This window comes from Brachybacterium sp. UMB0905, assembly GCF_002871795.1.
Classification (GTDB): Bacteria; Actinomycetota; Actinomycetes; order Actinomycetales; family Dermabacteraceae; genus Brachybacterium.
This window is the reverse complement of sequence record NZ_PNHL01000004.1, coordinates 208021-230963: the sequence shown is the minus strand read 5'-3', so window position 1 is coordinate 230963 and position 22943 is coordinate 208021. Positions and strand designations below refer to the sequence as shown.

The following is a 22943-nucleotide window of genomic DNA, read 5'->3' as shown; positions in this document are numbered from 1 at the left end:
CGGGCTCGCCGCACGTGGTGGACACGCCGATCATCAGGTCATGACTCCGTCGTCGAACCGCGTCTCCACCGCTCGCCGCATCGTCCTCATCATCCTCAGCCTGCTTCTCGCCCTGGCCCTGGTCATCGTGGGGATCATGGCGGTGGCGTGGTGGCAGCTCACCGCGCGGCGCACCACCCTGGACGAGGTTGAGCTCGGTGGCCGCACCGTCATCGTGCAGGAGGTGGGGCAGGCCGTCATCTTCGGGCCGTCCACGGTGCGGCTCTCTCTGCGCGAGGGGCGCCGGGAGCTCTCCGCGGTGGAGCTGGACGTGGCGAACGACGGCAAGGCGCTCACGCCCGACATCTGGCGCATCGAGCCCCTGGACCCGGCCGACGGCGAGGGCGAGGGCGCGCGGGTCATCATCCGCGCGGAGGAGATGCCGGAGACGTGGTGCATGCTGCCGGTTCAGGGCGAGGCGCACTGCGAGTGACTGACCCTTCGAGCACGGCTGCGAGGGCACGCCCCCGGGGGCGCGGCCTGGTGCGCCCCGCATCCGCCCGGGTATGCCAGACTCCCTCCGTGGCCTCCCCCTCCTTCACCCTCGACACGCCGCGTCCTGCCGACGCCCCCGCGCTCGCGCGCGTCCATGTGCGCAGCTGGGAAGCCGCCTACGGCCATGTGCTCTCGGGCGAGAAGTGGTTCGGCCAGCCCGCGATCCAGCGACGCGAGGCCCAGTGGACGCAGATGCTCGCTCCCGGAACCACAAGCGCCGACGGGGCCGACGGGGCGCCGCAGACCGGCGCTCCCCGTGCTGCCGACAGCGCTCTGCCTGCCGGCACCTTCCCCGGCACCCCCGGGCTGCCCGGACCGCTCACGATCCGCATCGGCCGCGACGCCGACGGCACGCCGCTCGGCTTCGCGGTCGCCGCGCCTTCCCGGGATGAGCCGCCGGTGCGGGAGCTCGAGCTCGCGATCCTGTACCTGGATCCGGACTGGTTCGGCACCGGGCTCGGGGCCGCGCTCATCGAGGCGACGCTCGGCGATGCACCCGCGAGCGTGTGGGTCGCCGAGGACAATCCGCGAGCCATCCGCTTCTACGCCAAGCACGGCTTCACCCTGGATGGCGCCCGCAAGGTCGAGCCCATGTACGAGGGCCTCGTGGACGTGCGCATGATCCGCTGAACAGCCAGATCAGACCCCAGGGGGACGGTCTCGACCCCGCAGGCTGACGCGGCAGGCACCCCCGTCGGCGCATCCTGCCGCGCAGACCCCCGCGCGAGAGCACCACGGCGCACCCCCTCCCCCGGGCCCCGCACCTGGCCCACACCTGACCTGCGCGGCCTATCCTCGAAGCATGACGACGCCCCCGCCCGTCGACCCCCGTGACCGCTTGGCCTCCGAGCGCCTGGACTACACCGCCGGCATGCTCGGTGATGATGCGCCGACGGATCCGCTCGCGCTGTTCGACACCTGGCTCGAGGACGCCCTCGCCCGCCGCGAGACACACGGAGACCTGCCCGAACCATCAGCAGTGGTGCTCTCCACCGTGGACCTGAACGGGCCTGTGCCCCAGCCGCGCTCACGCACCGTGTTGCTCAAGGGCCGCGAGGAGGACAGCTTCGTGCTGTTCACGAACTACCACTCCGCCAAGGGCCGGGAGCTCGCGGCGACCCCGCAGGCGGCGCTGCTGCTGCCCTGGTACCCGCTGCAGCGGCAGGTGCGGATCGAGGGCCCCATCGAGCAGCTGCCCGCCACGGAGTCCGATGCCTACTGGGCCTCGCGACCGCGCGGCTCGCAGCTGGGATCGTGCGCCTCGCAGCAGTCCGCACCGATCGCCTCCCGGGCAGCGCTCGAACAGCAGCAGGCGCAGGTGGCGGAGCGATACGAGGGCCAGGACGTGCCGCGCCCGCCGCACTGGGGCGGGCTGCGCGTGGTGGCGCAGAGGATCGAGTTCTGGCAGGGCCGCAGCGACCGCCTGCATGACCGTCTGGTTTATGAGCGCGCCGACGATGGGGCATGGCAGCGGCAGCGCTTGCAGCCCTGAGCAGAGTCCCCGACTGCCGGGCTGAACGTCACGGCCACCGCCCGGATCCGCGGAGTACCCTCCCTGTGTTCGGCTATGTCCAGCCCATCGGCCCCAGAGGATTCCCGTGTCCGCACCCACTCCGTCCCGTTCCCGCTCCCCCTGGCTCATCGGCGGCATCCTCGGCGCCGCCTGCCTGCTGATCATCGGCGTGCTGGTGGTCGCACTCATCGCCGGCGGGTATCTGTTCGGGATGGGCGGCCAGGAGGATCCCACCCCGTCGGGTGATCCCGTCACCACCGCCACCGATCCGCAGACCGGCGGCGGCGCGAGCGACGGCGGTGGCGCCAGCGACGGGGGCGGGGAACAGATGGCCCTGCCGCCGGGGGTCGAGGACGGCCAGACGTATCTGACCATGGGCAATGGCCCAGTCGTGGTGGATGTCTACTCCGATTTCGCGTGCCCGCACTGCGCCGTGTTCTCCGATGTGAACGGCGATGACCTCGAGGAGATGGTCGAGGAAGGCGAGATCACCCTGCAGATCCACCCGCGGCCGATGCTCGATGAGCGCACCACCCCGCCCGGCTACTCCAGCCGCGCCGCGAACGCCGCGGTGTGCGCCTACGCCGAGACGGGGGATCCCGAGGACTGGTTCGACGCCGAAGAGGCGCTGTTCGAGATCCAGGCGGAAGGCGCCGGCATGAGCCCCGAGGAGCTCGCAGGCGTCGTGGAGGATGCCACTGACATCGACGTGACCGACTGCGTCACCGGCGAGACGTATGTCAGCTGGCTGCAGGACGTCGTGGAGCCCGAGGCACGGCAGTCCACGCCCGGCACGCCCGTCGTGTTCATCAACGGCACCATGGCCGAGGGCGACTGGTCCGTGGCCGGAGAGCTCACCGCCCAGATCGACGCCGCTCAGTGAGCTGAAGGCGAGGTTGCCCGCGGGCTTGGTGGCCTGAGGGCGCGGGGCCGCGCACGGGCTCGATGACGCCGGGCCGAGGTGACGCGCGAGGCTGAGGTGACGCGCCGATCTGAGGTGACGCAGGGTTGACCGGGAGCGGAACTCTTCCGGATATCTCGTCGCGGCCTCTCGCGCCCCGTCGGCCCCCTGCCTACGGTGAGGCCATGCACCGCATGACCAGCTTCTCCCCCGATGGCCTGACCCCTGATGCCGGGTGGCGCCTGGCCGTCTCCCGCACCCTGCCGGCCGAGCCCGACGACGTGTGGCGTCGGCTGCTCAGCGAGTGGCTGCCGCGCTGGCTGGGCGTGGATTCCGTCCCGCAAATGGTGGGGGCGCCGCTGCGGGACGGCGCCGTGCTGCGCGGCCGCGTGGTGGGTGCCCATGTGGGCCGACGGGTGCGTGTGCGCTGGACCCCGAAGGACCTCGACCACGAGACGATCTTCCAGGTGACCCTGCAGGACGAGGGCGATGGCACCCAGATCACGCTCCACCAGGAGCGGCTGCTGGGCGCGGCCGAGCGGCAAGACCTGCTCGAGCACTGGACCGGGGTGCTGGATGCGCTCGTGGACACCTGCTCGAGCGAGCGTGCAGTGGTGCTGGACCTGCCGGGCTGAGCTGCGGCCCTCCGAGATCTCCGGGGCACTCGCGGATGCGCGCAGCTGCGCTCATCGCCGCTGCCCGCGCCGCAGCTGAGAAATCCCTCGCCGCTCAGTCGGTGGCGGCGTCCGGCTCCAGGGCGCCGTCGCCCGGGGCGATCGCGGCGGTCTCCCGCAGCACCTCAGGGCGCAGCACGTCAATGTCCACACCGCCCTCGATCCCCGCGACCGTGCCGTCGAAGCGCAGCTGCCACACCGCCCAATCCGACGTCGCCGGGCGCGTGGTCTCCGAGAACAGCCAGGCCGGGCGCCCATCGGCCGCGGGCAGACCGTAGTGATCACGCCACTGCGAGGACGAGTAGATGACCATGCGCCGCCCCCAGGCCTTCTCCACCGCGGTGGTGAAAGCGTTGATCTCCGCCTGCGCGTGCTGGGCCTCCGGGCGCTCATCGCAGGCGCCGTCGAACTCGAGGTCCAGCGCCGGTGGTAGCGCCGCATCGTCCGGCGGGGCAGCGGCGAGGAAGTCCGCGGCCTGCTCCGCGCCCGGCGAGCACAGCGTGAAGTAGTGGTAGGCACCGGGGGTGATCCCGTGCTCGCGCGCTCCCGCCCAGTTCTGCGCGAAATGGCTGTCGGTGAAGCCGCTGCCCTCGGTGGCTTTGATGTATGCGAAAGAGACGCCGTCGGCCGCGACCTGTTGCCAGTCGATGTCCTTCTGATGAGCGGAGACATCGATGCCCATCACCTCGCCGGGCTTCAGCTCCACCCGCTCAGGAAGGTTCGCGAGGACCGCCGCATCCGCTGCGGTCTCGGGCAGCTGCATCGCCGCGTCATCGGCGCGGAAGTCTCCGCGCTGCGTGCGAGGCTCAGCGTCCGCCCCACCGCCGCGCAGCGCGCCGATCAGCCCGGCCGTACAGCCGCCGATCGCGAGCACCAGCAGCAGCGCAAGGACCCCGGCGACGATCTGACGGCGCCGGACCTGCTCGGGAGTGAAGCGGGGCACGCAACGAAGCTACCGGAACTGCGCAGGCAGGCTGCGGAGGCAGGGCCGACGGGGCGGGTTGGCCTGCAGGCAGCGGCCGAGCTGGGGCCGTCGGGACGGTACGCATCGGACGGTGCTCGATCGGCTCGCGAGCTGATCGGACCCGCCAGCTCCGTGGGCGGCCCGTAGCTCAGTGGGCGGCCCGCAGTTCAGCAGGCGGCCCGCAGTTCAGCGGGCGGCCCGCAGTTCAGCGGGCGAACAGCTCCGCGAAAGCGCGCAGCAGCCGCGGAGCCTCGTCGGCGCTCTCATGCCGCAGCCGCTCGAAGATCTCCTCCATCTCATCCGGGGAGAAGTAGCCGTGGTCGCGGTAGACGCGGGCGCGCTCGATGATCGCCGGGACGTCCAGCTCAGGGTGGAACTGGGTGGCGTACTGGCGGGTGCCCACGCGGAACATCTGCACCGGGGCCCGCTGTCCGGTGGCGAGCGTCGTGGCGTGCTCCGGCAGGGTGGTCACCGCCTCCTTGTGTCCCACCAGCCCCGTGAAGGTCTCAGGCAACTGAGCGGCGCGGACCAGCGGATCCTCCTGCCCGGCGGCGGTGAGAGTGACGGGAACGGCGCTCAGCGGCTCCCCGTTGGTGCGGTCGATCGTGGCGCCGATGTGCGTGCCGAGCGTACCGATGCCGTAACAGGCGCCCAGGAAAGGGATGTCCTCGGCGATCACGCGATCCAACACGCGGCTGATCTCCGCCTCGGCGCGGACCTGCTCCGGAGACTTCGAGGACGGCGGGTCCGAGACCGTGAAGGGGCTGCCGCACAGGATGATCCCGGAGATGTCCTGCGCGTGCAGGTCAGGGAAGGGGTCGCGGTCCAGCCGCACCCACAGTAGATCCTCCGGAGCCAGGCCCGTGAAGCCCAGGACGGACTCCCGTTCGGTGGCGGCGACGGGGTCCTCGGGGCGGGTGGCGATCTGCACGAAGGGTTTCACGCCGGGCATCGTAATCCCGCAGGCCAGGACGCGGGGCACGGGCCGGGGTGCGGGGTGCGGCGCACGGCCGGGGACGCGGGGTGCGGGTGGGGATGCGGGGCATGAGAGGGCTGCTTCCACGGACGGTACGCAGATGACCGGCCGCGTGCAGTATGCAGGCGGCCGGTCATCTGAGTCCCCTTGGTGGAATATGAGCGAGGAGCCTCCGCCGCTACCGTGTGGGCATCACCCCGCCTCGTCGAAGGAGACCCATGACTCAGCCCGCACAGCCCGACCAGTCCACGCAGCCCGACCCGTCCTCGCAGCCTGACCAGCCCACCGCCTCATCGGCCGCAGAACCCGCCTCCCCCATCTCCCGCGCCGCCGTCGAGGACGTGGCCCGGATGCTGCCCGCTTGGCTCGAGACCAACCGGGCCCTGCGCTCGCAGACCGGCATTCAGGCCGCGATCTGGCATGACGGCGAGCTGGTCACCGAGGTGGCGGTGGGCCCGGCGGATCTGCCGCGCGGCATCGAGCTGCAGCCCACGCACCGGCTGCGCATCGCCTCGCACTCCAAGACCTTCACGGCGCTGGCGATCATGCGCCTCGTAGAGCAGGGCCGTTTGCGGCTGGATGACACCCTCGGCGAGCGCGTGCCGGAGCTCGCCGATGCCCCCGTCGCCGACCGCACCCTGCGAGACCTCCTCTCCCACTCCGCGGGCCTGACCCGTGATTCCTCGGATGCGCGCTGGTGGCGCCTGGGCATCCCCTTCGCGGACCGCGAGCAGCTGCTGCGGATCGCGCGCGAGGAGGCGGTGCGCTGCGAGGCCGGCCTGCACCTGCAGTACTCGAACATCGGCTACGGCCTGCTGGGTCTGGTGATCGAGGAGGCGACCGGGCAGTCCTTCGCCGAGGCCGTCTCGGAGCTGGTGCTCGAGCCGGTAGGGGTGGAGAACATCGGCCCGGACCTTCCCGCGGAGGCCCCGGATGCCGGGACGGCCGACGGGTTCGCGGCCGGCCACACCTCGCTGCTGCACGGCCCGCGGGTGGTCGTCGAGCAGATCCCCACCGGAGCTCTCGCGGCCGCGACCGGGTTCTGGGCCAGCGCCGGGGCGATCGCCACTTTCGCGGGGAAGGTGCTGACGGCCGATGCTCTGCTCGAGCCGGGGTCGCTGCGGCAGCTGCGGCGCCGCGTGTGGACGCTGCAGGATGGCGGGCATTATGGGCTGGGCCTGCAAGAAGGGCGATTGCACGGTTTCAGCGTGATCGGGCATTCGGGCGGGTTCCCGACGGGGCTGTCCCGCACCTGGGCGGCGCCGGCAGAGCGCCTGGCTGTGAGTGTGATCGGCACGGCGGTGGATGCTCCGAGCTCGGAGATCGCCCACGGGATCCTGGGTCTGCTGGCGCTCGCGGCCGGACGCCCTGCACCGCGGGCCGATGAGTGGGAGTGCTCGGGGGCGCAGGGCGGCGCCTCGAACGGTCGGCCCCGCCCCGCGGTGCTCGAGGAGCAGCCGACGCTGGAGCTCGAGGACACCGAGGTGTCGGCGGCGCAGCTCGCCGAGACGCTCGTCGGCACCTATGACTCGCTGTGGGGGCGGATGCGCCTGGCGATGCTGGGCGGGCGGCTGTTCGCGCTGGATGAGGCGGCGCTGGATCCGGCGTCGAGCGCCCTGGAGCTGGCTGTGGCGCGGCTCGGGACGGACCCCATCGAGCCGGGGACCACGGTGGTGGAGCTCGATACCTGGGGTGATGCCGGGTACGGGACGTGGGCGGAGCCGCTGCTGGCGCGCGTGGTGCGCGAGGACGGGCGGCTGCGCTGCACCGGGCTGATCGACACCGGGCAGGTGCAGACCCCGAGCGCGGACTTCCACATGCCCCCGCGCATCGTCGCACCGTGAGAGCACGCCCCCACGCCAGCACCCCCGGGGCCTGCCCCTGCGCCCCGGGGCTGCGCGGCGCTCCGGGCCCGCGAACGTGGTGGTGACGGGGATGGCGGCACCCAGCAGGCTGGCCCCGACAGGCTGGGGCATGTCGTGATCACCGTGGCGGGGCACCCGTTGCCGCCGCGTCTGCTGGAGTCCGACGACCCGGCCCTCGTCGCCTGGCGCGCGAAGCTGCCAGGCCGCGTGGAAAAAGTGCTCGACCAGTGGGAGCTGACGGCATCGGCCCCGTTCACGCCGGGCGGCTCGAGCGCCTGGGTGGCGCCAGTGACCGGTGCAGGCGGCGAGCAGCTGGTGCTCAAGGTCGCGTTCGCGCATGACGAGGCGCGGGATGAGGCGCTCGGCATGCGGGCCTGGCAGGACCGCGGAGCCGCCCGGGTGCACCGCGCCGAGCGCGACGACAGCACGACGCTGCTGCTCATGGAGCGGATCGCGCCCGGCACTCCGCTCGCCGGGCAGCTCACCGGGCCCGAGCGCGACGAGGTCCTCGCCGCACTCGCGCGCCAGCTGTGGGTTCCGCCCGCCGACGTGCTGCCACCCGCCGACGCGGCACGGCTCCGGCCGCTCGCGGACATGTGCGCGCAGTGGGCCGACGAGGCTGAGACTCGGCTCGCCCGCACCGGGGGCGCTTATCGCTCGGGTGCGCAGGCCCCCACGACGTCGCTGCCGCCGGAGCTCATCGCCCATGGCCTCGCCCTCTTCCGCCGCCTGCCGCACGAGTGGACAAGGGAGCCGGTGCTTCTCGCAACCGATCTGCACGGCGAGAACGTCCTCGCCCGCACCGCGTTGACCGGCGCCTGCACGGGGTCGACGGCACGCGGCACGGGGCCTCGCGACCCTTCCATCGGGGCGCCGAAACTTGTCGCCGGGCCGCACCACGCGAGCGCCGGCCCAGTGCCTGCAGGGCCGCACCACGCGAGCACCGGCCCAGTACCCATCGAGCCACACAACACGAGCGCCGCGCCAGCGCCCGCCGGTCTCCGCGGCATGCGCTGGGCCCTCATCGACCCCAAGCCCTACGTGGGCGACCCGCACTATGACCTGCTGCAGCACATGTTCAATGAGCCCGAGCGCCTGGCTGCGGACCCCGCAGTACGCCGCCCTGCAGGACCTCTACCAGCGTTTCCGCGACAAGGGCCTGGTGATCCTCGGGTTCCCGTGCGATCAGTTCAAGCATCAGGAACCCGGCAGCGCCGAGGAGATCGCCGAGTTCTGCAGCGTCAACTACGGCGTCACCTTCCCGATGTTCGCGAAGATTGACGTCAACGGAGAGCACGCCCATCCGCTGTATCAGTGGCTGACCGGTGAGCATCCCAGTGCAGGGGTCCCCGCCGGGGACATCGAGTGGAACTTCGCGAAGTTCCTGCTGGGCCGGGACGGGCAGGTCATCGCCCGCTACGCCCCGGACACCCCGCCCGCGGACCTCACCGAGGACATCGAACGCGCCCTCTGAGGCCCGACGGGCCCTGCCTCACGCCCCGCGCGTCCACCCGTCAGCGACGACGAGCTGCGCATCGCCCCGGCGGTCGGTGTCCAGCACGTCACCGCTCACCTCTGCCACGCGGATCCGTGACACCCACGCGCCCAGGCCGTGGGTGGCCTCGTCGGTGACCAGGCGCAGGCGCACCTCCACCTCGCCGCGCAGCGACACCCGCTCCGATACCAGCGGGAACACCCCGTCCCATACGGCCCGCTCGCCCCAGCCGGTGATCTGCCCGGCCGATACCGCGACGTCCTCCTGGTGCTTCGCCTCCAGTCGCCCGTCGAGCCCCTGCCAGGTCTCGCCCCCGTCGGCCGTGACCTCGACGGTCAGCACGTCGTAAGCGGTCTCGAGGTGGCTGAACAGCTGCAGGTGCAGCACCGGGTCCTCGCCGCTGAGCGTCACCGGGACCGACAGCGTCGCCGTGGTGTCATCGTCCTCGCCGGCGTGCCAGCCGCCCCGCACCTCCTTGGGCACGACGCCCAGGGCATGCGCGACGCACGAGGAGACCTCGCGACGCGTGACCGAGGTGGTGGACCATTCACGCGTGGGATGCACGGAGTTCGTCAGCAGGATGACGATCGTGTCGGTCAGCGGGTCGATCACCAGCGAGGTGCCGGTGAAACCGGTGTGCACACCGCTGTAGGGGCTGGTCAGGCCCGCGTGGTAGTACCAGGCCTCCAGCTCGGGGCCCAGGCCGCGACGGGCCCCGCCCACTCCGGTGACCTTGGCGATGCGGTCGGTGAACATGTCCTGCACGGTCTCGGGCTGCAGGATGCGGGCACGGCCGTAGCGCCCACCGCCCAGGAACATCTGAGCGAAGACGGCGAGGTCCCGCGCGGTGGAGAACACCCCCGCATGCCCGGCCACGCCGCCCAGGGAGTAGGCGTTCTCGTCATGCACGTGCCCGTGGACGAGGCGGCCGTAATGCTCCACGTACTCGGTCGCGGCGATCCGGTCCTTGAGCTCCGCGGGCGGGTTGTACATCGTCTCGCTCATGCCCAGCGGCTCGGTGATGTGCGCACGCACGTACTCATCCAGCCCCATTCCGGACAGCTGCTCGACGATCAGGCCAAGGGTGATGAGCCCCAGGTCGCTGTACTCGTACCGCTCCCCCGGCCCGGCCTTCGGGGCGACGGTGAGCACCGCGTCGATCCGGGAGGCCTTATCCGGGTAGGCGGAGTAGAGGTTGATGAAGGCGGGCAGCCCGCCGGTGTGGGTGAGCAGGTGCTGGATCCTCACGCCGCCCTTGCCGCCCTCGGCGAAGCGCGGCAGATGGTCGGCCACGAGGTCATCGAGCCTCAGCTCCCCGCGTTCCACGTGCTGCATGACCGCGACGGCGGTGAAGATCTTCGAGATCGAGGCGAGGTCGTAGATGGTGTCGGTGCGGGCGGGGATCCGCTCGGCCTCGGGCAGCTCGGTGCTGGTGTCCTGCCAGCGCAGCGCGTACCCGTCGGCGTGCTCGTAGGCGATACCGCCCTGCGAGGCGACCAGCAGCGACGCACCGGAGAAGCGCGCGGGGTCGTAGTCCAGGCCGGCGCGGATGATGCCGGGCAGCTCCTTGAGCACTCCCGCGTCGAGACCCACCGCGTTCGGCCGCGCCTCGCGCAGGGTCTTCCCGGTGGGCTGGCGATCCCAGGGGTCACGGTGCGGGCCGCCCCGGCCCCAGCGCGGGGCGGAGCGGGCCTGTGCCGCTGCGGGGCGCTCCTTGCGCGGGGCGGGGTCGCCCTGGGCGTGCGCCGCAGCGGGCACGGAGATGGCCGCCAGCGCGGTCGCGGCAAGGGTGGTCCGACGGGAGAATCGGGGGTGCATGCTGCTCCTTCGCAGCCGGTCCCACAGGGCCGATGGGCCGTGCGGGTGCTCCCGCTGCGACCGACCCGTGCAGGTCCGGGGTGGCGAGGCCCCCGCCGTCGAGGGCCCTCGGGCGCCGCCCGCCACGGTAACGACGAGCCCCCGACGTGGCAAGCGTCACACCGTTATGCGAGCGGGCGCGCGGAGCGGCGCCGCAGCACCTGGACCGTCCGGATGCCAGCGACCAGGAATCCGGCGCCGACCAGCAAGCCGATGCCGCGCAGCAGCGCCACGATGGCCTCCACCCACGCCAGCACCCGCCACAGGTTCCCCAGGTCAGAGCCGGATACATCGAAGGAGAAGAACAGCCCGAGCCCCGCAACGATGACGACGATCAGCGCCCCGGTGCGCAGCTGACGCCCGCCGCGGACGGCCACGATGATCCCGAGGACCATGATCGCGACCCAGCCCAGCAGACTCGCCACGCCCGCCAGCAGCGCGAGGATGCCGATGACCCAGAAGACCGCCTCGCGGGCACCGCTCAGCAGGGCGGGGCCGAGGAGGTTGAAGATCAGCGGGCTGAGAATCAGCATGATGCCGGCGAACACGGAGAGCACGGTCAGGGCGATCGCGGGTTTCAGCGGCTCGGCGAAGGGGTCGCGCGCGGGCGTCGGACTCCCGACGGGTGCCGGGCCCATCGGCCCGGCCTGCCCCACCGGCCTCGCGGGCCCCATCGACCCTGGATGCCCCATAGATCCGCGCGGCCCGGGCTGCCCCGTCGGCCCGTCTTCGGGCGCAGGTCCCGTCGGCCCGTACTCGTACCCGTTCATCTGCGCATCCTCCTGTGTCGTCCTCTCCGGTGCGCGGCGCCCGCCCGTGGGTCAGCCGCGTTCGAGCTCCAGCACGGGCACGCAGGCGGGGTTGAACCCCAGCACCTGCCCGTAGAAGGACAGCGTGGCCTCGGTGGCGCGGATGATGGATTCGGCCTTGCGGAAGCCGTGCTGCTCGCCCTCGAACAGCAGGTAGGCGTGCGGGATGCCCTTGGCGGCGAGGGCGTCGCGCACCAGCTCGGACTGGCTGGGCGGGACGATGCGGTCCTCATCGCCCTGCAGCAGCAGCACCGGCACCTCGAGCTCGTCGACGTGGCTGAGCGGTGCCCGCTCCACGTACAGGTCGCGGCGCTCGGGGTAGGGGCCCACGAGCCCGTCGATGTACCGGGATTCGAAGTCGTGGGTGTCCAGGCGGAAGCGTTCGAGCTCGGCGACGCCGAAGCTTGAGGCGCCCGCCGCGAAGGTGCTCGTGCGGGTCAGGCATGCGAGCGTGGTCCAGCCGCCGGCGCTGCCGCCCTCGATCGCCAGGCGCTGCCCGTCGGCGATGCCTTCGCGCACCAGATGCTCCATGACCGCGACGGTGTCGGCGACGTCGACCACGCCCCACTGGCCCTTGAGGCGGTCGCGGTAGGCGCGGCCGTACCCGGTGGAGCCGCCGTAGTTCACGTCCACGACGCCCAGGCCGCGGGAGGTGTAGTAGGCGGTGGGGAGGCTCAGGACAGGCGAGACATGCCCCGTCGGCCCCCCGTGGACGCGGGCGATGAACGGCGGGAGCTCCCCGTCCCGCCCGGCGAGTCCCTCCTGGTGGGGGCGGTGGATGATCGCGTGGACCACCCCGCCGTCCGGCAGCGGCACCTCGATGCTCTCCGAGGTGGGCAGCACCGCCGGGTCCGGGGCGTCGGCGCGGGAGGAGCGCAGAACCTGCAGGTCACGCACCTGGGCGGGGTCGCGATCCAGCCGCGCGGTCCAGATCGCGGGGAACGCGGTCGGGGACGCACCGGCCAGGACCAGCAGCCCGTCCTCGCGCAGCTGCACGGTGCCGATGTCCGTCAGCGGCAGCTCGAGCGCCGTGAGCTTCCCGGTGGAGATCCGCAGCAGGCCGAGCTGCGTGGCGGCCCGCCCGTAGGTGACCAGGGCGGTGTCGGGATCGAGCACGCGGTACCAGGTGGTGCCGAGCGCCCACAGCGGCCCGCCGAACTCCTGATCCAGCTCGAGCACCTGCCGGGCACCATCGGCCGCGGACCACAGCCAGGGGTTCCACCAGCCGGAGGCGTCGGAGAGGAACAGCAGACGCTCCGCGTCCAGCCACTGCGGCTGCAGCACGGAGGTGCCGGTATCCCCGGCGATGACCTGGCCTTCGCCGGCGCTGCCAGCCACGAGCGGGGCGACGTGCAGCTCGGTGCCGTCCCATGGCATCTGCGGATGCTCCCAGCTGATCCACGCCACCTGCGCGCCATCGGGGCTCAGGCGTGGGGCGGCCACGAAGCGGCTCGAGGGCGTGATGCGCCGCAGGGCCGACGGGTCCTCGGCGGCGCTGCCGTCCAGCGGGACCGCGACGATGTACCGCTCGATGTGCGGGGCGCCGTCGGCCCCGGTGCGCGGCCCTTGCTCGCCGCCGGTGTGGTCCTCGCACACCCACCACACCTCGACGATGCCGCCCCCGAGGATGACGGGGGCGGGTTCGGCGAACCGCAGGGAGGGGCCGTGCGCGGAGGGCACCTCAGGGCCGACGGGGGTGAGCGGCTGCGGCTCCTGACCCTCCCGGAGGGCGTAGACGCGCTGGTCGGCGAAGTTCACGAAGACGACGAGGGGTCCATCGGGGTCCTGGTCGGTGCCGGAGACGACGGTCCAGCTGGCGCCGCCGTACTCGTGCACGCGCGAGCGCGCGTTGAAGGGCGCGGGCAGCACGGTGACCACCTCGGCCTCATGGTGGGCGCCGATGTATCCGACGGGCCCGGCGGTGCGCACGATCGCCTGGCGGCCGCCTTCGGTGGCGATCCCTTCTGTCCACCACACGTGATCGCCCACCAGCTGCGGAGCGCCCAGGCGTGTGCCTCCTGTGGCCAGCAGCTCGGCGGTGATCGGCGAGGGCCAGCATCCGTACGGCAGTGTCGTGACCATGGTCCCAGGGTAGGGGCTGGGCGGCAGCGCGGCGGCGGGTTCAGGGGATGCGAGCCCGCCACCTGCGCCGATCAGGGAAGGAACCAGTCATCGCCATAGTCGAACTCCCGCGGCGGACGCATCGTGCGGACACCGAACTCGATGTCCGCGACGGTGATGCGGTGCAGGCCGCCGAGTGCTCGGCACAGCACCTCGAGCTCCTGGACCGCTTCGCGGGAGGCCGCCGCGCGGGAGGGAAAGGCGCCGTCGTCCCGGGCGCACCACTCGCGCACATGCCGCGCCCGCACTTCATCGGTGGCGGTGCGCAGGGCGTTGCTCAGACGCTGGGCGGTGGCGGGGTCTTTGGCGAGGCGGCGGGTGACCGGAAACTGTCCCTGCGCGGGCAGGAAGGTCTGCGCGGTCGCGGAGGTTTGCTGTCGATGCTCCATGATCTTCTCCTTCTCGGGTGACGCCGGGCATAGTTCACCCGGGGAAACGTCAACCGAGAGCCAGATCAGGCCGCTGTCATGGAACCTCCGCGGGGGTCATCGATGGAGCCCCAGCAGGATACGCGGCCGCCCCCGCCACGTCGAGCGAATTCGCTTCGCGGAGGCAGCGGAGCCTGGTCCTCGCCAAAAGCCCCGGAGAGCCGAGGGTCCCGGACATCTGTCTGCCCTCGGACGTACCCTGGCGTCGAGCTGCCCTCCCCGGTCCCTCACCGCCGTGATGGTCCGCGGTGCCCGGTCGGCCGTGACATCGATGTCATCCCCACAGGAGTCGTCATGCGCACCCCTCGCCATCCCTTCTCTACCTCCCGCCGCCTCACCGCCGTTGCCGCAGCGATGCTGCTGGTCATCACCGGGTGCGGCGGCGATGCTGACACCGATGAGAACCCGCCTGCCGCTGCCGAGGCCGGGAGTGCTGCGTCCGACGGCGGCGGCGTCCCGGAGGCCGACGACGCCGAGGCGGCGGAGGCCACGGACGCTGAGGAGGAGGCCGGGGCAGAGCCCACCGAGGGTCCGGAGCCGACGGTCACCCCCGCGCCGACCGTGGACCAGCTGCACGAGGCCGCGCTCATGCTGCCCCCGGGATGCGCGGACCTCATCTGGGGCGACGGCGCATGGGGCGGGCTGGACTACACAACCACGCCCGCCCAGTTCACGGACGGGGTGCTCACGCCAGGAGCTCCGACGTCGAAGGTCACCCTGGGCGATGAGGTGCACATTCTCTCCACCCCCACCGAGGAGCTCGCCGCGATCCACATCGACTGCTACAACGGCGGCTCCGGCACACCGCACGCGATCGGGGTGTATGACGCGGATCTGCAGCTGGTGGGGTACGCGGATCCGATGGATATCGAGAACTACCCCGGGCCGTGGCACGACAGTCGCATGCACATCACCTCGATCTCCACGGAGGGCGACACCCTCACCTATGAGGAGGAGGAGATTGCCGTCTTCGGTGACGGCCCGGATGGCGCATCGAAGAGTTCCGGCAGCGCCACGATGACCTGGCAGTTCGATGGCGAGAAGATGGTGCATCAGGACGCGGTGCTGCATGCGGGCGGTAAGGACATCCGCCCGCCCGCCATCGAAGATGTGCAGCACGTGGTGGATCTGCTCGCCGCGGGAGACCCATCGGCCGGAGACTTCTTCATCGACGGTGAGGCACCGGACCTTGCCGAGGGACGCACCGACCAGAGGTTCATCGAGGACGAGAGCTTCCGCCTCGGGCGCGCGGATCTCTTCCCGGTGGGGGCCCATGTCGGATCCTGCGAGATCATCGGTGGTGGCGAGTTCCTGGACGCCTATCCGAGCGGGAAGATCATGGCCGGCCCGTACTACCTGCGCTCCGGCGGCATGATCACGTACACGCAATTCGTCGCGGGCGGGCCCACGCCGATGTACGACACGTTCCCGGGGGACACCGTGTGCCTCATCCAGCATGCGGATAACCCGTACGAGTTCAACAGCGAGGGCGTCCATCTCGTCCTCGCGCGCACCGAGGATGGCTCCGTGGTGATCCGGGACGTCGGGATCGGCGTCAGCCTCTCCGAGATGTGAGAGCCCCGCGGCGGCGCGGCCAGCGTGCCGACACCACCCCGCTCCACCGGTCACGCATAGTTCACCTGCACGCCGCCGCGGCGTGACGCACGCCACGTAAGCTCGTCGGGACCCTTTTCTCCCCCGCGAGTCGGAAGCCGTTATGCCCGAGCTGACCCCTCCCCTGCCCTCTCCCGCTGAGCCCTGCCGCGCTGACCCCCCCGCCGCGCCCACGGCGTCGAGCGATTCCGTCGGCCCCCTCCCCACCGCTGCGCCCACGCCGCTTCCCCGCGCTGTCTCGCCGCAGTCGCGCCTGCTGGCCCTGGTCGCGGCGTTCGCGCTGCTGCTGCCGGCGGCGCTGTCGACCTTCACTCTCGCTCCGGCGGGCGCGGAGGTCACCGATGAGCAGCTGTCTCGCGGCGGTGTGCTGCGGGAGGCGGATTCCTACCGGGTGGCGCCGGGACTGGACCTCACCACGTTCTCGCGGCTCGAGGATGGCGGCTGGATGGAGGGCAGCGTCCTCACCGCGGATCTCACCGAGCAGACGCTGAGCATGGACGTGGTCGATGACGGAACCGTCACCGGCCGCGCCCCGCTGCAGGATGTGATGCGCTCGGGTGCGCGCGGGGAGCAGGCCGTCGCCGCCGTGAACGGCACCTTCTTCGACATCAACCATTCCGACGCTCCGCTCAACACGTCCATCTCCGCGGAGGGTGTGCGAGTGGGCACCGCCGAGCCGATGCCCGCCCTGACCCTGGCCGATGGCCGTGCCGCGATCCAGGCGCTCTCCGCCGCCGGGGAGCTGACGCTGGCCGACGGGACCGTGCGCGCCCTGGAGGGGGTCAACAACCCGTCCCTGCCGCAGGACGGCATCGGCGTGTACACCCCGGCGTGGGGCGAGTACACGCTGGATCGGCCCGTCGGCGCCCCCGATGAGCTCTCGCAGCAGGTCGCGGTCGCGACCGTGGTCGATGGCGTCGTCACCGCGGTCACGCCCGTGCAGGAGGGCACCGGTGACCCGGAGATCCCGGCGGACGGGCAGCTGCTGATCGGCCGGGAGGCGGGCGCCGAGCAGGTCGCCGCCCTGACCGTCGGCGAAGCCGTGGATATCGCGATCGGCCCCGATCAGGACGTGGACCTCGGCATCGCCGGATCCCACCAGATCCTCGTGGACGGGCAGGTGGCGGACCTGGGCGATGACCCGCTGGCGACCGGTGTGCATCCCCGCACCGCGGTGGGTATCAGCCGGGACGGCTCCGAGCTGTTCGTGCTGGTGCTCGATGGGCGCAGCAACGCTTCCGCCGGGATGACGCTGCCGGATCTGGCGCAGCTGCTGGCGGACATGGGCGCCCACAACGCCGTGAACCTCGATGGCGGCGGCTCCTCCGCGGTGGTGGCCCGCGCCGCCGGTGCGAAGGGCGAGCAGGTATGGAACACGCCGTCGGACGGGGAGGTGCGCGAGGTTCCGAACGCCCTCGTGTTCTACTCCGACGCCCCCGCTGAGCAGCTGTCCGATGTGCAGCTGGACCTCGCGCTCGAGGGCGAGGATGCGGTGTTCCCGGGCCTGCACCGCACGCTGACGGGCACCGGCCTGGGCGCGAACCTGGATCCGCTGATGGCGGCGGGCGAGTTCACCGCCGCCGGGTCCCTTGAGCTGGCCGAGGCCGGAGAGTCCAGCGTCCGCGTGGCGGGCGCCGCGCCCGGCTCCGGCACCGTGACCTATACGGTTGGGGCCCATGAGGACCGCGCTGAGCTGCGGGTCCTCGGGGAGGCGATCGGGATGCGCGCGAGCGAACGGGCGGTGAACCTGCCCGATGCGGAGCAGGTCGCGGAGCTGACGCTGACCGGCTATGACGCCGATGGGCAGCGGGCCCGCATTGAGAGCGCGGACGTCGAGGTCGAGGTGGAGGGAGGCTTCACCGTGACCGATGACGGCCTGGGCACGTGGCAGGTGCGTGCCACCGGTGAGAGCGAGAGCGGCACGGTGACCTTCCGTGTGGGCGAGCTGAGCACGACCGTCGCCCTCACCTTCGGCACCGAGGTCAGCGAGGTTCTGGACCTCACCGATCCCTCGGCCTTCACCACGGAGACCGCCCGTGCGACCGGGGAGATCACCGCGGCGGAGGGCCCGGACGGTGAGGCCGGCGGTGCGATCGGCATGACCTACGACTTCACCACGGCGTCCGCGACGCGCGGCTTCTACCTGGTGGCGAACGAGCCGGTCACGGTGGAGGGCAAGACCCTGGCCTTCACCCTGGACGTGCGCGCGGACGGCACCGGCGCGTGGCCGCGCCTGCAAGTAGCTGACGGCAACGGCACCGTCACCAACCTCGACGGTGACCACCTGGACGGGGAGGGCTGGCAGACGGTCCGCTTCACCGTCCCCGAGGGGCTGCCGCAGCCGCTCACGGTCCAGCGCATCCGCATCATGGAGACCCGACCCGAGACGCAGTACGAAGGCAATATTGCGGTGGCGAACCTGCAGGCCATCACCACTCCGGCGGTGGAGACCGCGCCGGTGCCGACGGTGCACGACCCGGCGCTGCTGACCCACGGCACGGTGGAGGATCGCCCGCAGCGGATCGCCGTGCTGAGCGATGCGCAGTTCGTGGCCACCAGCCCGGACAGCGATGCGGTCGCCGGGGCGCGGCGCACCCTGCAGGAGATCCGCGAGACCCGACCGGATCTGCTGGTGATCAACGGCGACCTCGTGGATGAGGCCTCCCCGGAGGATTTCGAGCTCGCCCAGCAGATCCTCGATGAGGAGTGGGATCCCGAGATCCCGTACATCTACGTGCCGGGCAACCACGAGATCATGGGCGGGGCGATCTCGAACTTCGAGGATGCCTTCGGGGACACCACCACCGAGCGGACCCTGGGGCGCACTCGCGTGATCACCCTGAACACGGCGACCGGCTCGCTGAAGGATGAGGGCTTGGATCAGCTGCGCGAGCTCGAGCGGCAGCTCGAGGAGGTGGCCGAATCTGACACCCTCACCGGCGCGGTCGTGTTCTTCCACCATCCGCCGGCTGATCCGCTGCCGAGCGCCCTCAGCCAGCTGTCCGATCAGCGGGAGGCGCGGGCCCTCGAGCGGGAGCTGGCGGAGTTCCGCCGCAGCAGCGGCAAGTCCGTCGCGGTGGTGAACGCGCATGTGGGCGTGTTCCACGGCTCCGCGGTGGAGGGCGTCACCTACCTCATCAACGGCAACTCCGGGAAGTCTCCGGCGGGCACCCCGGCCACGGGCGGCTTCACCGGCTGGACGATGCTGGGCATCAGCCCGGGCGCCGGCCTTGTGGGCTCGAATCCGACGACGGCGGACCGGGTGGCGTGGCTCGCGGCGGAGACCCGCCCGTGGGTGGATGAGATCAGCGCCGACGGCACCGCGCAGCTGCGCGTGGACGAGGTCGGCGAGGTCTCGGCGCGCTTCACGCAGGATGGCCGGGAGGTGCCGGTGGCCTGGCCGGTCACCGCCCAGTGGGGCGGGAAGGGCGTGCAGATCGACGACGGCACCGGGACGGTTGACAGCCCCGGCGCGGACGCCGAGGCAGCGAGGACAGCGATGGCTGCCACCGAGCAGGTGGATCGCTCGGCTGTGATCCGCCTGAACCCCACAACCGGGGAGATCACGGGCCTGCGCCCCGGGAAGGCGGTCGTCATCGTGACCGTCAACGGCCGGACCGCCGAGCACGTGGTGCACGTGGCGGGCGAGGGCCCCGGCCCGCAGCCGGAGGATCCCGAGGCGCCGGGTGACGACGCACCGGGCGAGGACGGGGACGGCAGCAATGAGGGCAGCCGCCCCGGCGATGACTCCGGGGACGACGGGTCCGAGGACGACGGGTCCGAGGGCGACGGCTCGGGGAACGATGGCGGCACCGACGGGGACGGCACGGCCGATGAGCAGCCCGGCAGCGGCTCCGACGGCACCGCACCCCCACCCGCCGGGAGCGGTGAGCATGGCCACACGCCCGGGCAGGGCCCCCTGGCCCGCACCGGCGCGGAGCTGCTGCCGCTGGCCGCAGCAGCGATCGTGCTGATCACGCTCGGGGTTCTGCTCGCACGGCGCCGCCGGAGCATCGGCTGAGGTGCCCGGTCCGGGGCGCCCGCAGCGCGCCCCGGACCGGCGTTGCACCGCTCACGTTCGGATCATGGTCCCGGGCGCTGCGTCGGCCCCATGAGAGGATGACCCGCGGAGAGCCGGGAAGTCTGGTCGGCACAGGGGTGAACGACGCACCCCCGCCGCCCATGACACGTGAAGGACACCGATGGCTCTGCATGCTCTGTACCCGTGCGCCGGTGTGCGGTCCCGCCTGTTCTCCTCGACGTCGTGGGGGACGGTCGCCGTCGGAACCCTTCCGGCTCTCCCCGGAAGGTGGCGCGAACCGTGATGAGTTTCCCCGCCTGGACCCTGCTGCCCTTCATCGCGATGCTGCTGGGCATCGCGATCTTCCCGCTCGTGCCGCAGCTCGCGCATCACTGGGAGCGGCCCCGCAACCAGCTGCTGTATGCCCTCACGCTCGCCGTGCCCGTCGCGATCGGCCTGCTGATCACCGCGCATCCTGAGCTGCTGGCCCACGCCCTGATCGAATACGTGCAGTTCATCGTGCTGCTGCTGGCGCTGTTCACCGTCAGCGGCGGGATCGTGCTGCGCGGTGATCTTCCCGCCACGCCGCGCACCAACACGATCTTCCTGGCCGTAGGCGGGGCGCTGGCGAGTTTCATCGGCACCACCGGAGCGGCGATGCTGCTGATCCGGCCGATCCTCGCCACCAACTCCCAGCGCCGCTACCGCGCCCACACCGTCGTGTTCACGATCTTCATCGTCGCCAACTGCGGCGGGCTGCTCACCCCGCTCGGGGATCCGCCGCTGTTCCTCGGGATGCTGCGCGGGGTGCCGTTCACCTGGACCTTCAATCTGCTGCCGCAGTGGCTGTTCGTCAACGCGCTGCTGCTGATCTCCTACTGGGCGCTGGATCGGCGGCTGCACGCCAAGGAGTCGCCGGAGGCGATCGCCCTGGACACCACGCAACGCACGCCGCTGCGCCTGGGCGGCGCGATCAACCTCATCTGGTTCGCGGTGATCATCGCGGCGGTCGCGCTCGTGCCCTCCCTGGACATCGACGCCGTAGGCCATGGGCATATTGAGGGCCTGAACTGGGTGCCGTGGCGCGAACTGGTGATGCTGTCCGCTGCCGGGGCGTCCCTGCTGCTGGGGTCGCGCAGCGTGCGCTATGAGGAGAACGAGTTCTCCTGGGCACCGATCGCGGAGGTCGGCGCCCTGTTCATCGGCATCTTCGTGACGATGGTGCCAGCGCTGCAGGTGCTGCGCGGCGCCGCCCCCAGCCTTCCGCTGAACGAAATCACGCTGTTTTTGTTCACCGGAGGCCTCTCCGCCGTGCTGGACAACGCCCCCACCTACGCCACGTTCTTCGAGATGGCCACGCAGGTGCCGGGCGACCCGCGGATCGCGAACGTGCCCGAATCCCTGCTGGTGTCGATCTCGCTGGGCGCCGTGCTGTGCGGCGCCATGACGTACATCGGCAACGGACCAAACTTCATGGTTAAGTCCGTGGCGGAGAACCGGGGCGTGGCGATGCCCGCTTTCTTCGGCTACGTGCGCGAAGCCTTCGTGCACCTGGCCCCCGTGCTGCTGGCCATGCTGCTGCTGTTCATCGCCGATCCGCTGTGGGCCAAGGCCCTGGGCGCCCTCGTGGTGGCCCTCATTCTGCTGCGCGCCGGCCTGAACCTCCGCGCCGGTGCTGCCCTGCAGCCTGCTGACCCCGTCCCCGACTCCCAGGAGATCAGTCCATGACCACACCATCGAGCCGGATCCTCGAACACGGGACATTTCGTGAACGCCACCCCCTGGAGGACTGGGTCACCCGGGCCATCCCCGGCGGGGCGCTGCTGCTGATCGCCACCGTGCTGGCGCTGCTGTTCGCGAACACGCCCCTGGAGGGCGCGTACTTCGCCGTGCGCGACACCTACCTGGGCTTCGAGCTGGGGCCCATCAATCTGAAGCTGTCCGTGGCGCACTGGGCGTCCGACGGCCTGCTGGCCGTGTTCTTCTTCCTCGCCGGCCTTGAGCTCAAGCAGGAGTTCGTGGTGGGCGACCTGCGCTCCCCCGCCAAGGCTGCGGTGCCCGTGGCCGCCGCCTTCGGCGGTGTGGCGTTGCCGGCGATCCTGTACGCCCTGATCAACCTGGCCGGTCCCGAGGGCGCCATCGGCGGCTGGGCGATCCCCGCCGCCACCGACATCGCCTTCGCAGTGGCGATCCTGGCGCTGCTGGGCTCCGCGCTGCCGCCCGCGCTGCGCACCTTCCTGCTGACCCTCGCGATCGTCGATGACCTCATCGCCATCACCATCATCGCGATCTTCTACACCTCTGACCTGCGCCTGTGGTTCCTCGCGCTCGCGATCATCCCGCTGGCCCTGTTCTGGTGGCTGACCACCAAGCACGAGGCCCTGTTCAAGAAGCATTACTGGACGGCCTGGGTGCTGCTGGCGCCGCTGGCGTTCATCACCTGGGTGCTGTTCCTGAACTCCGGGGTGCATGCCACGATCGCGGGCGTGGCGCTCGCCTTCATGGTTCCCACCAAGGGCATCTCGAAGTACGGCAAGCAGCATTCGCTCTCCCACACGCTCGAGCACCGCATCCGCCCCTTCTCCTCCGCGATCGCGGTGCCGGTGTTCGCGTTCTTCAGCGCCGGGGTCGCCGTCGGCGGTCTGTCGGGGCTGCTGGAGGCCTGGCAGTCCACGATCGCGCTCGGCGTCATCATCGGCCTCGTGGGCGGGAAGATCATCGGGATCGTGGGCACCTCGTTCCTCATGACGAAGCTGACCTCCGCGACGCTGGACTCGCAGCTGAAGTGGCCGGACATGATCGGCATGGCGGCCGTGGCGGGAATCGGCTTCACCGTGTCCCTGCTGATCTCGGAGCTGAGCTTCGAGGCGGGCGCTGTCATGTACGACTGGGCGAAGGTGGGCGTGCTGACCGCCTCGACCCTCGCCGCCGTGGTCGGTGCTGCGATCCTCGTGCCCCGCAACCGGATGTACGCGCGGCTCCAGCGCGAGTCCGGGGCGGAGTCCGACGGGTATGACCGCGGCGCCGACTGGGGTGCCGACGGCTGAGTCCGCACAGGGCCGACAGGCAGTGGGCCGACGGGGTTGTGCGTGACCTCGCGCCTCACATCACCGACGCGCTTGCCGGCCCCACCGCATGACAGAACCGGCCCCGGGAGAGCTCTCCCGGGGC

The 22943-nt window shown here is 71.5% G+C and carries 18 protein-coding genes; 12 read left to right on the top strand and 6 right to left on the bottom strand.

The genetic code is table 11. The features are described 5' to 3' along the window. The first annotated feature begins 40 nt into the window (after positions 1-40). The 5 genes from CJ197_RS05500 to CJ197_RS05480 all read left to right on the top strand — a co-directional run bounded on the left by CJ197_RS05500 (position 41) and on the right by CJ197_RS05480 (position 3583). Positions 41-472 (top strand): hypothetical protein, encoded by a 432-nt coding sequence (locus CJ197_RS05500; RefSeq protein ID WP_102235734.1) that lies wholly within the window; start codon positions 41-43, stop codon positions 470-472. 89 nt (positions 473-561) lie between these two features. Next, positions 562-1164, top strand: a complete 603-nt coding sequence (locus tag CJ197_RS05495; RefSeq protein ID WP_233190657.1) for an N-acetyltransferase — start codon at positions 562-564, stop codon at positions 1162-1164. 172 nt (positions 1165-1336) lie between these two features. Continuing rightward, positions 1337-2026, top strand: a complete 690-nt coding sequence (gene pdxH / locus CJ197_RS05490) for a pyridoxamine 5'-phosphate oxidase (protein WP_102235733.1) — start codon at positions 1337-1339, stop codon at positions 2024-2026. Positions 2027-2132: 106 nt separating this feature from the next. Next, on the top strand, positions 2133-2930 hold the full coding sequence (locus tag CJ197_RS05485; protein WP_102235732.1) for a thioredoxin domain-containing protein: 798 nt from the start codon (positions 2133-2135) through the stop codon (positions 2928-2930). A 203-nt stretch (positions 2931-3133) separates the two neighbouring features. Beyond that, positions 3134-3583, top strand: a complete 450-nt coding sequence (locus tag CJ197_RS05480) for an SRPBCC domain-containing protein (protein WP_102235731.1) — start codon at positions 3134-3136, stop codon at positions 3581-3583. 94 nt (positions 3584-3677) lie between these two features. Here the strand turns inward: CJ197_RS05480 and CJ197_RS05475 are convergent, their stop codons facing one another. Beyond that, positions 3678-4565, bottom strand: a complete 888-nt coding sequence (locus CJ197_RS05475) for a GH25 family lysozyme (protein ID WP_102235730.1) — start codon at positions 4563-4565, stop codon at positions 3678-3680. A gap of 226 nt (positions 4566-4791) precedes the next feature. Further along, complete coding sequence (locus CJ197_RS05470; RefSeq protein ID WP_102235780.1) at positions 4792-5529, bottom strand: glutamine amidotransferase; 738 nt, start codon at positions 5527-5529, stop codon at positions 4792-4794. Positions 5530-5780: 251 nt separating this feature from the next. Between CJ197_RS05470 and CJ197_RS05465 the strand changes: the two genes are divergently transcribed. The 3 genes from CJ197_RS05465 to CJ197_RS05455 all read left to right on the top strand — a co-directional run bounded on the left by CJ197_RS05465 (position 5781) and on the right by CJ197_RS05455 (position 8901). Further along, entirely contained in the window at positions 5781-7406 is a 1626-nt protein-coding gene (locus tag CJ197_RS05465) for a serine hydrolase (protein ID WP_102235729.1), read from the top strand. A 135-nt stretch (positions 7407-7541) separates the two neighbouring features. Continuing rightward, positions 7542-8708: an aminoglycoside phosphotransferase family protein gene (locus CJ197_RS15880; RefSeq protein ID WP_369801490.1), complete on the top strand. Its 1167-nt coding sequence runs from the start codon at positions 7542-7544 to the stop codon at positions 8706-8708. After that, entirely contained in the window at positions 8590-8901 is a 312-nt protein-coding gene (locus tag CJ197_RS05455) for a glutathione peroxidase (protein ID WP_369801489.1), read from the top strand. The genes CJ197_RS15880 and CJ197_RS05455 overlap by 119 nt, the downstream gene beginning before the upstream one ends. Before the next feature lie 18 nt (positions 8902-8919). Here CJ197_RS05455 and CJ197_RS05450 read toward each other — a convergent pair whose 3' ends face one another. From CJ197_RS05450 to CJ197_RS05435, 4 genes are all read right to left on the bottom strand, one after another. Then, positions 8920-10740 carry a serine hydrolase gene (locus CJ197_RS05450; RefSeq protein ID WP_102235727.1) on the bottom strand — a complete coding sequence of 607 codons (1821 nt, stop codon included), beginning with the start codon at positions 10738-10740 and terminating at the stop codon, positions 8920-8922. Positions 10741-10904: 164 nt separating this feature from the next. Continuing rightward, the gene (locus CJ197_RS05445; RefSeq protein ID WP_146007709.1) at positions 10905-11549 is read right to left on the bottom strand and encodes a collagen-like protein; all 645 of its coding nucleotides are present in this window, start codon (positions 11547-11549) and stop codon (positions 10905-10907) included. Positions 11550-11600: 51 nt separating this feature from the next. Then, the gene (locus CJ197_RS05440; protein WP_102235725.1) at positions 11601-13670 is read right to left on the bottom strand and encodes a prolyl oligopeptidase family serine peptidase; all 2070 of its coding nucleotides are present in this window, start codon (positions 13668-13670) and stop codon (positions 11601-11603) included. Positions 13671-13741: 71 nt separating this feature from the next. Continuing rightward, entirely contained in the window at positions 13742-14098 is a 357-nt protein-coding gene (locus tag CJ197_RS05435; RefSeq protein WP_102235724.1) for a hypothetical protein, read from the bottom strand. Between the two features lie 333 nt (positions 14099-14431). On the opposite strand from CJ197_RS05435, the gene CJ197_RS05430 reads away from it, so the two are divergent. From CJ197_RS05430 to nhaA, 4 genes are all read left to right on the top strand, one after another. Next, positions 14432-15712: a hypothetical protein gene (locus CJ197_RS05430; protein WP_102235723.1), complete on the top strand. Its 1281-nt coding sequence runs from the start codon at positions 14432-14434 to the stop codon at positions 15710-15712. A gap of 142 nt (positions 15713-15854) precedes the next feature. Beyond that, positions 15855-19772: a phosphodiester glycosidase family protein gene (locus CJ197_RS05425; RefSeq protein WP_102235722.1), complete on the top strand. Its 3918-nt coding sequence runs from the start codon at positions 15855-15857 to the stop codon at positions 19770-19772. 303 nt (positions 19773-20075) lie between these two features. Beyond that, positions 20076-21500 carry a sodium:proton antiporter gene (locus tag CJ197_RS05420; RefSeq protein ID WP_102235721.1) on the top strand — a complete coding sequence of 475 codons (1425 nt, stop codon included), beginning with the start codon at positions 20076-20078 and terminating at the stop codon, positions 21498-21500. Next, the gene (gene nhaA, locus CJ197_RS05415) at positions 21497-22819 is read left to right on the top strand and encodes a Na+/H+ antiporter NhaA (RefSeq protein WP_102235720.1); all 1323 of its coding nucleotides are present in this window, start codon (positions 21497-21499) and stop codon (positions 22817-22819) included. Before CJ197_RS05420 ends, nhaA begins: the two co-directional genes overlap by 4 nt. Positions 22820-22943 lie beyond the last annotated feature (124 nt).

Coding starts and splice junctions, on each gene's coding strand:
- CJ197_RS05445 (WP_146007709.1), bottom strand. CDS start 11,549: ATGAACGGGTACGAGTACGGGCCGACGGGACCTGCGCCCGAAGACGGG.
- CJ197_RS05435 (WP_102235724.1), bottom strand. CDS start 14,098: ATGGAGCATCGACAGCAAACCTCCGCGACCGCGCAGACCTTCCTGCCC.
- CJ197_RS05450 (WP_102235727.1), bottom strand. CDS start 10,740: ATGCACCCCCGATTCTCCCGTCGGACCACCCTTGCCGCGACCGCGCTG.
- CJ197_RS05480 (WP_102235731.1), top strand. CDS start 3,134: ATGCACCGCATGACCAGCTTCTCCCCCGATGGCCTGACCCCTGATGCC.
- CJ197_RS05425 (WP_102235722.1), top strand. CDS start 15,855: ATGCCCGAGCTGACCCCTCCCCTGCCCTCTCCCGCTGAGCCCTGCCGC.
- pdxH (WP_102235733.1), top strand. CDS start 1,337: ATGACGACGCCCCCGCCCGTCGACCCCCGTGACCGCTTGGCCTCCGAG.
- CJ197_RS05500 (WP_102235734.1), top strand. CDS start 41: ATGACTCCGTCGTCGAACCGCGTCTCCACCGCTCGCCGCATCGTCCTC.
- nhaA (WP_102235720.1), top strand. CDS start 21,497: ATGACCACACCATCGAGCCGGATCCTCGAACACGGGACATTTCGTGAA.
- CJ197_RS05440 (WP_102235725.1), bottom strand. CDS start 13,670: ATGGTCACGACACTGCCGTACGGATGCTGGCCCTCGCCGATCACCGCC.
- CJ197_RS05430 (WP_102235723.1), top strand. CDS start 14,432: ATGCGCACCCCTCGCCATCCCTTCTCTACCTCCCGCCGCCTCACCGCC.
- CJ197_RS05465 (WP_102235729.1), top strand. CDS start 5,781: ATGACTCAGCCCGCACAGCCCGACCAGTCCACGCAGCCCGACCCGTCC.
- CJ197_RS05420 (WP_102235721.1), top strand. CDS start 20,076: ATGAGTTTCCCCGCCTGGACCCTGCTGCCCTTCATCGCGATGCTGCTG.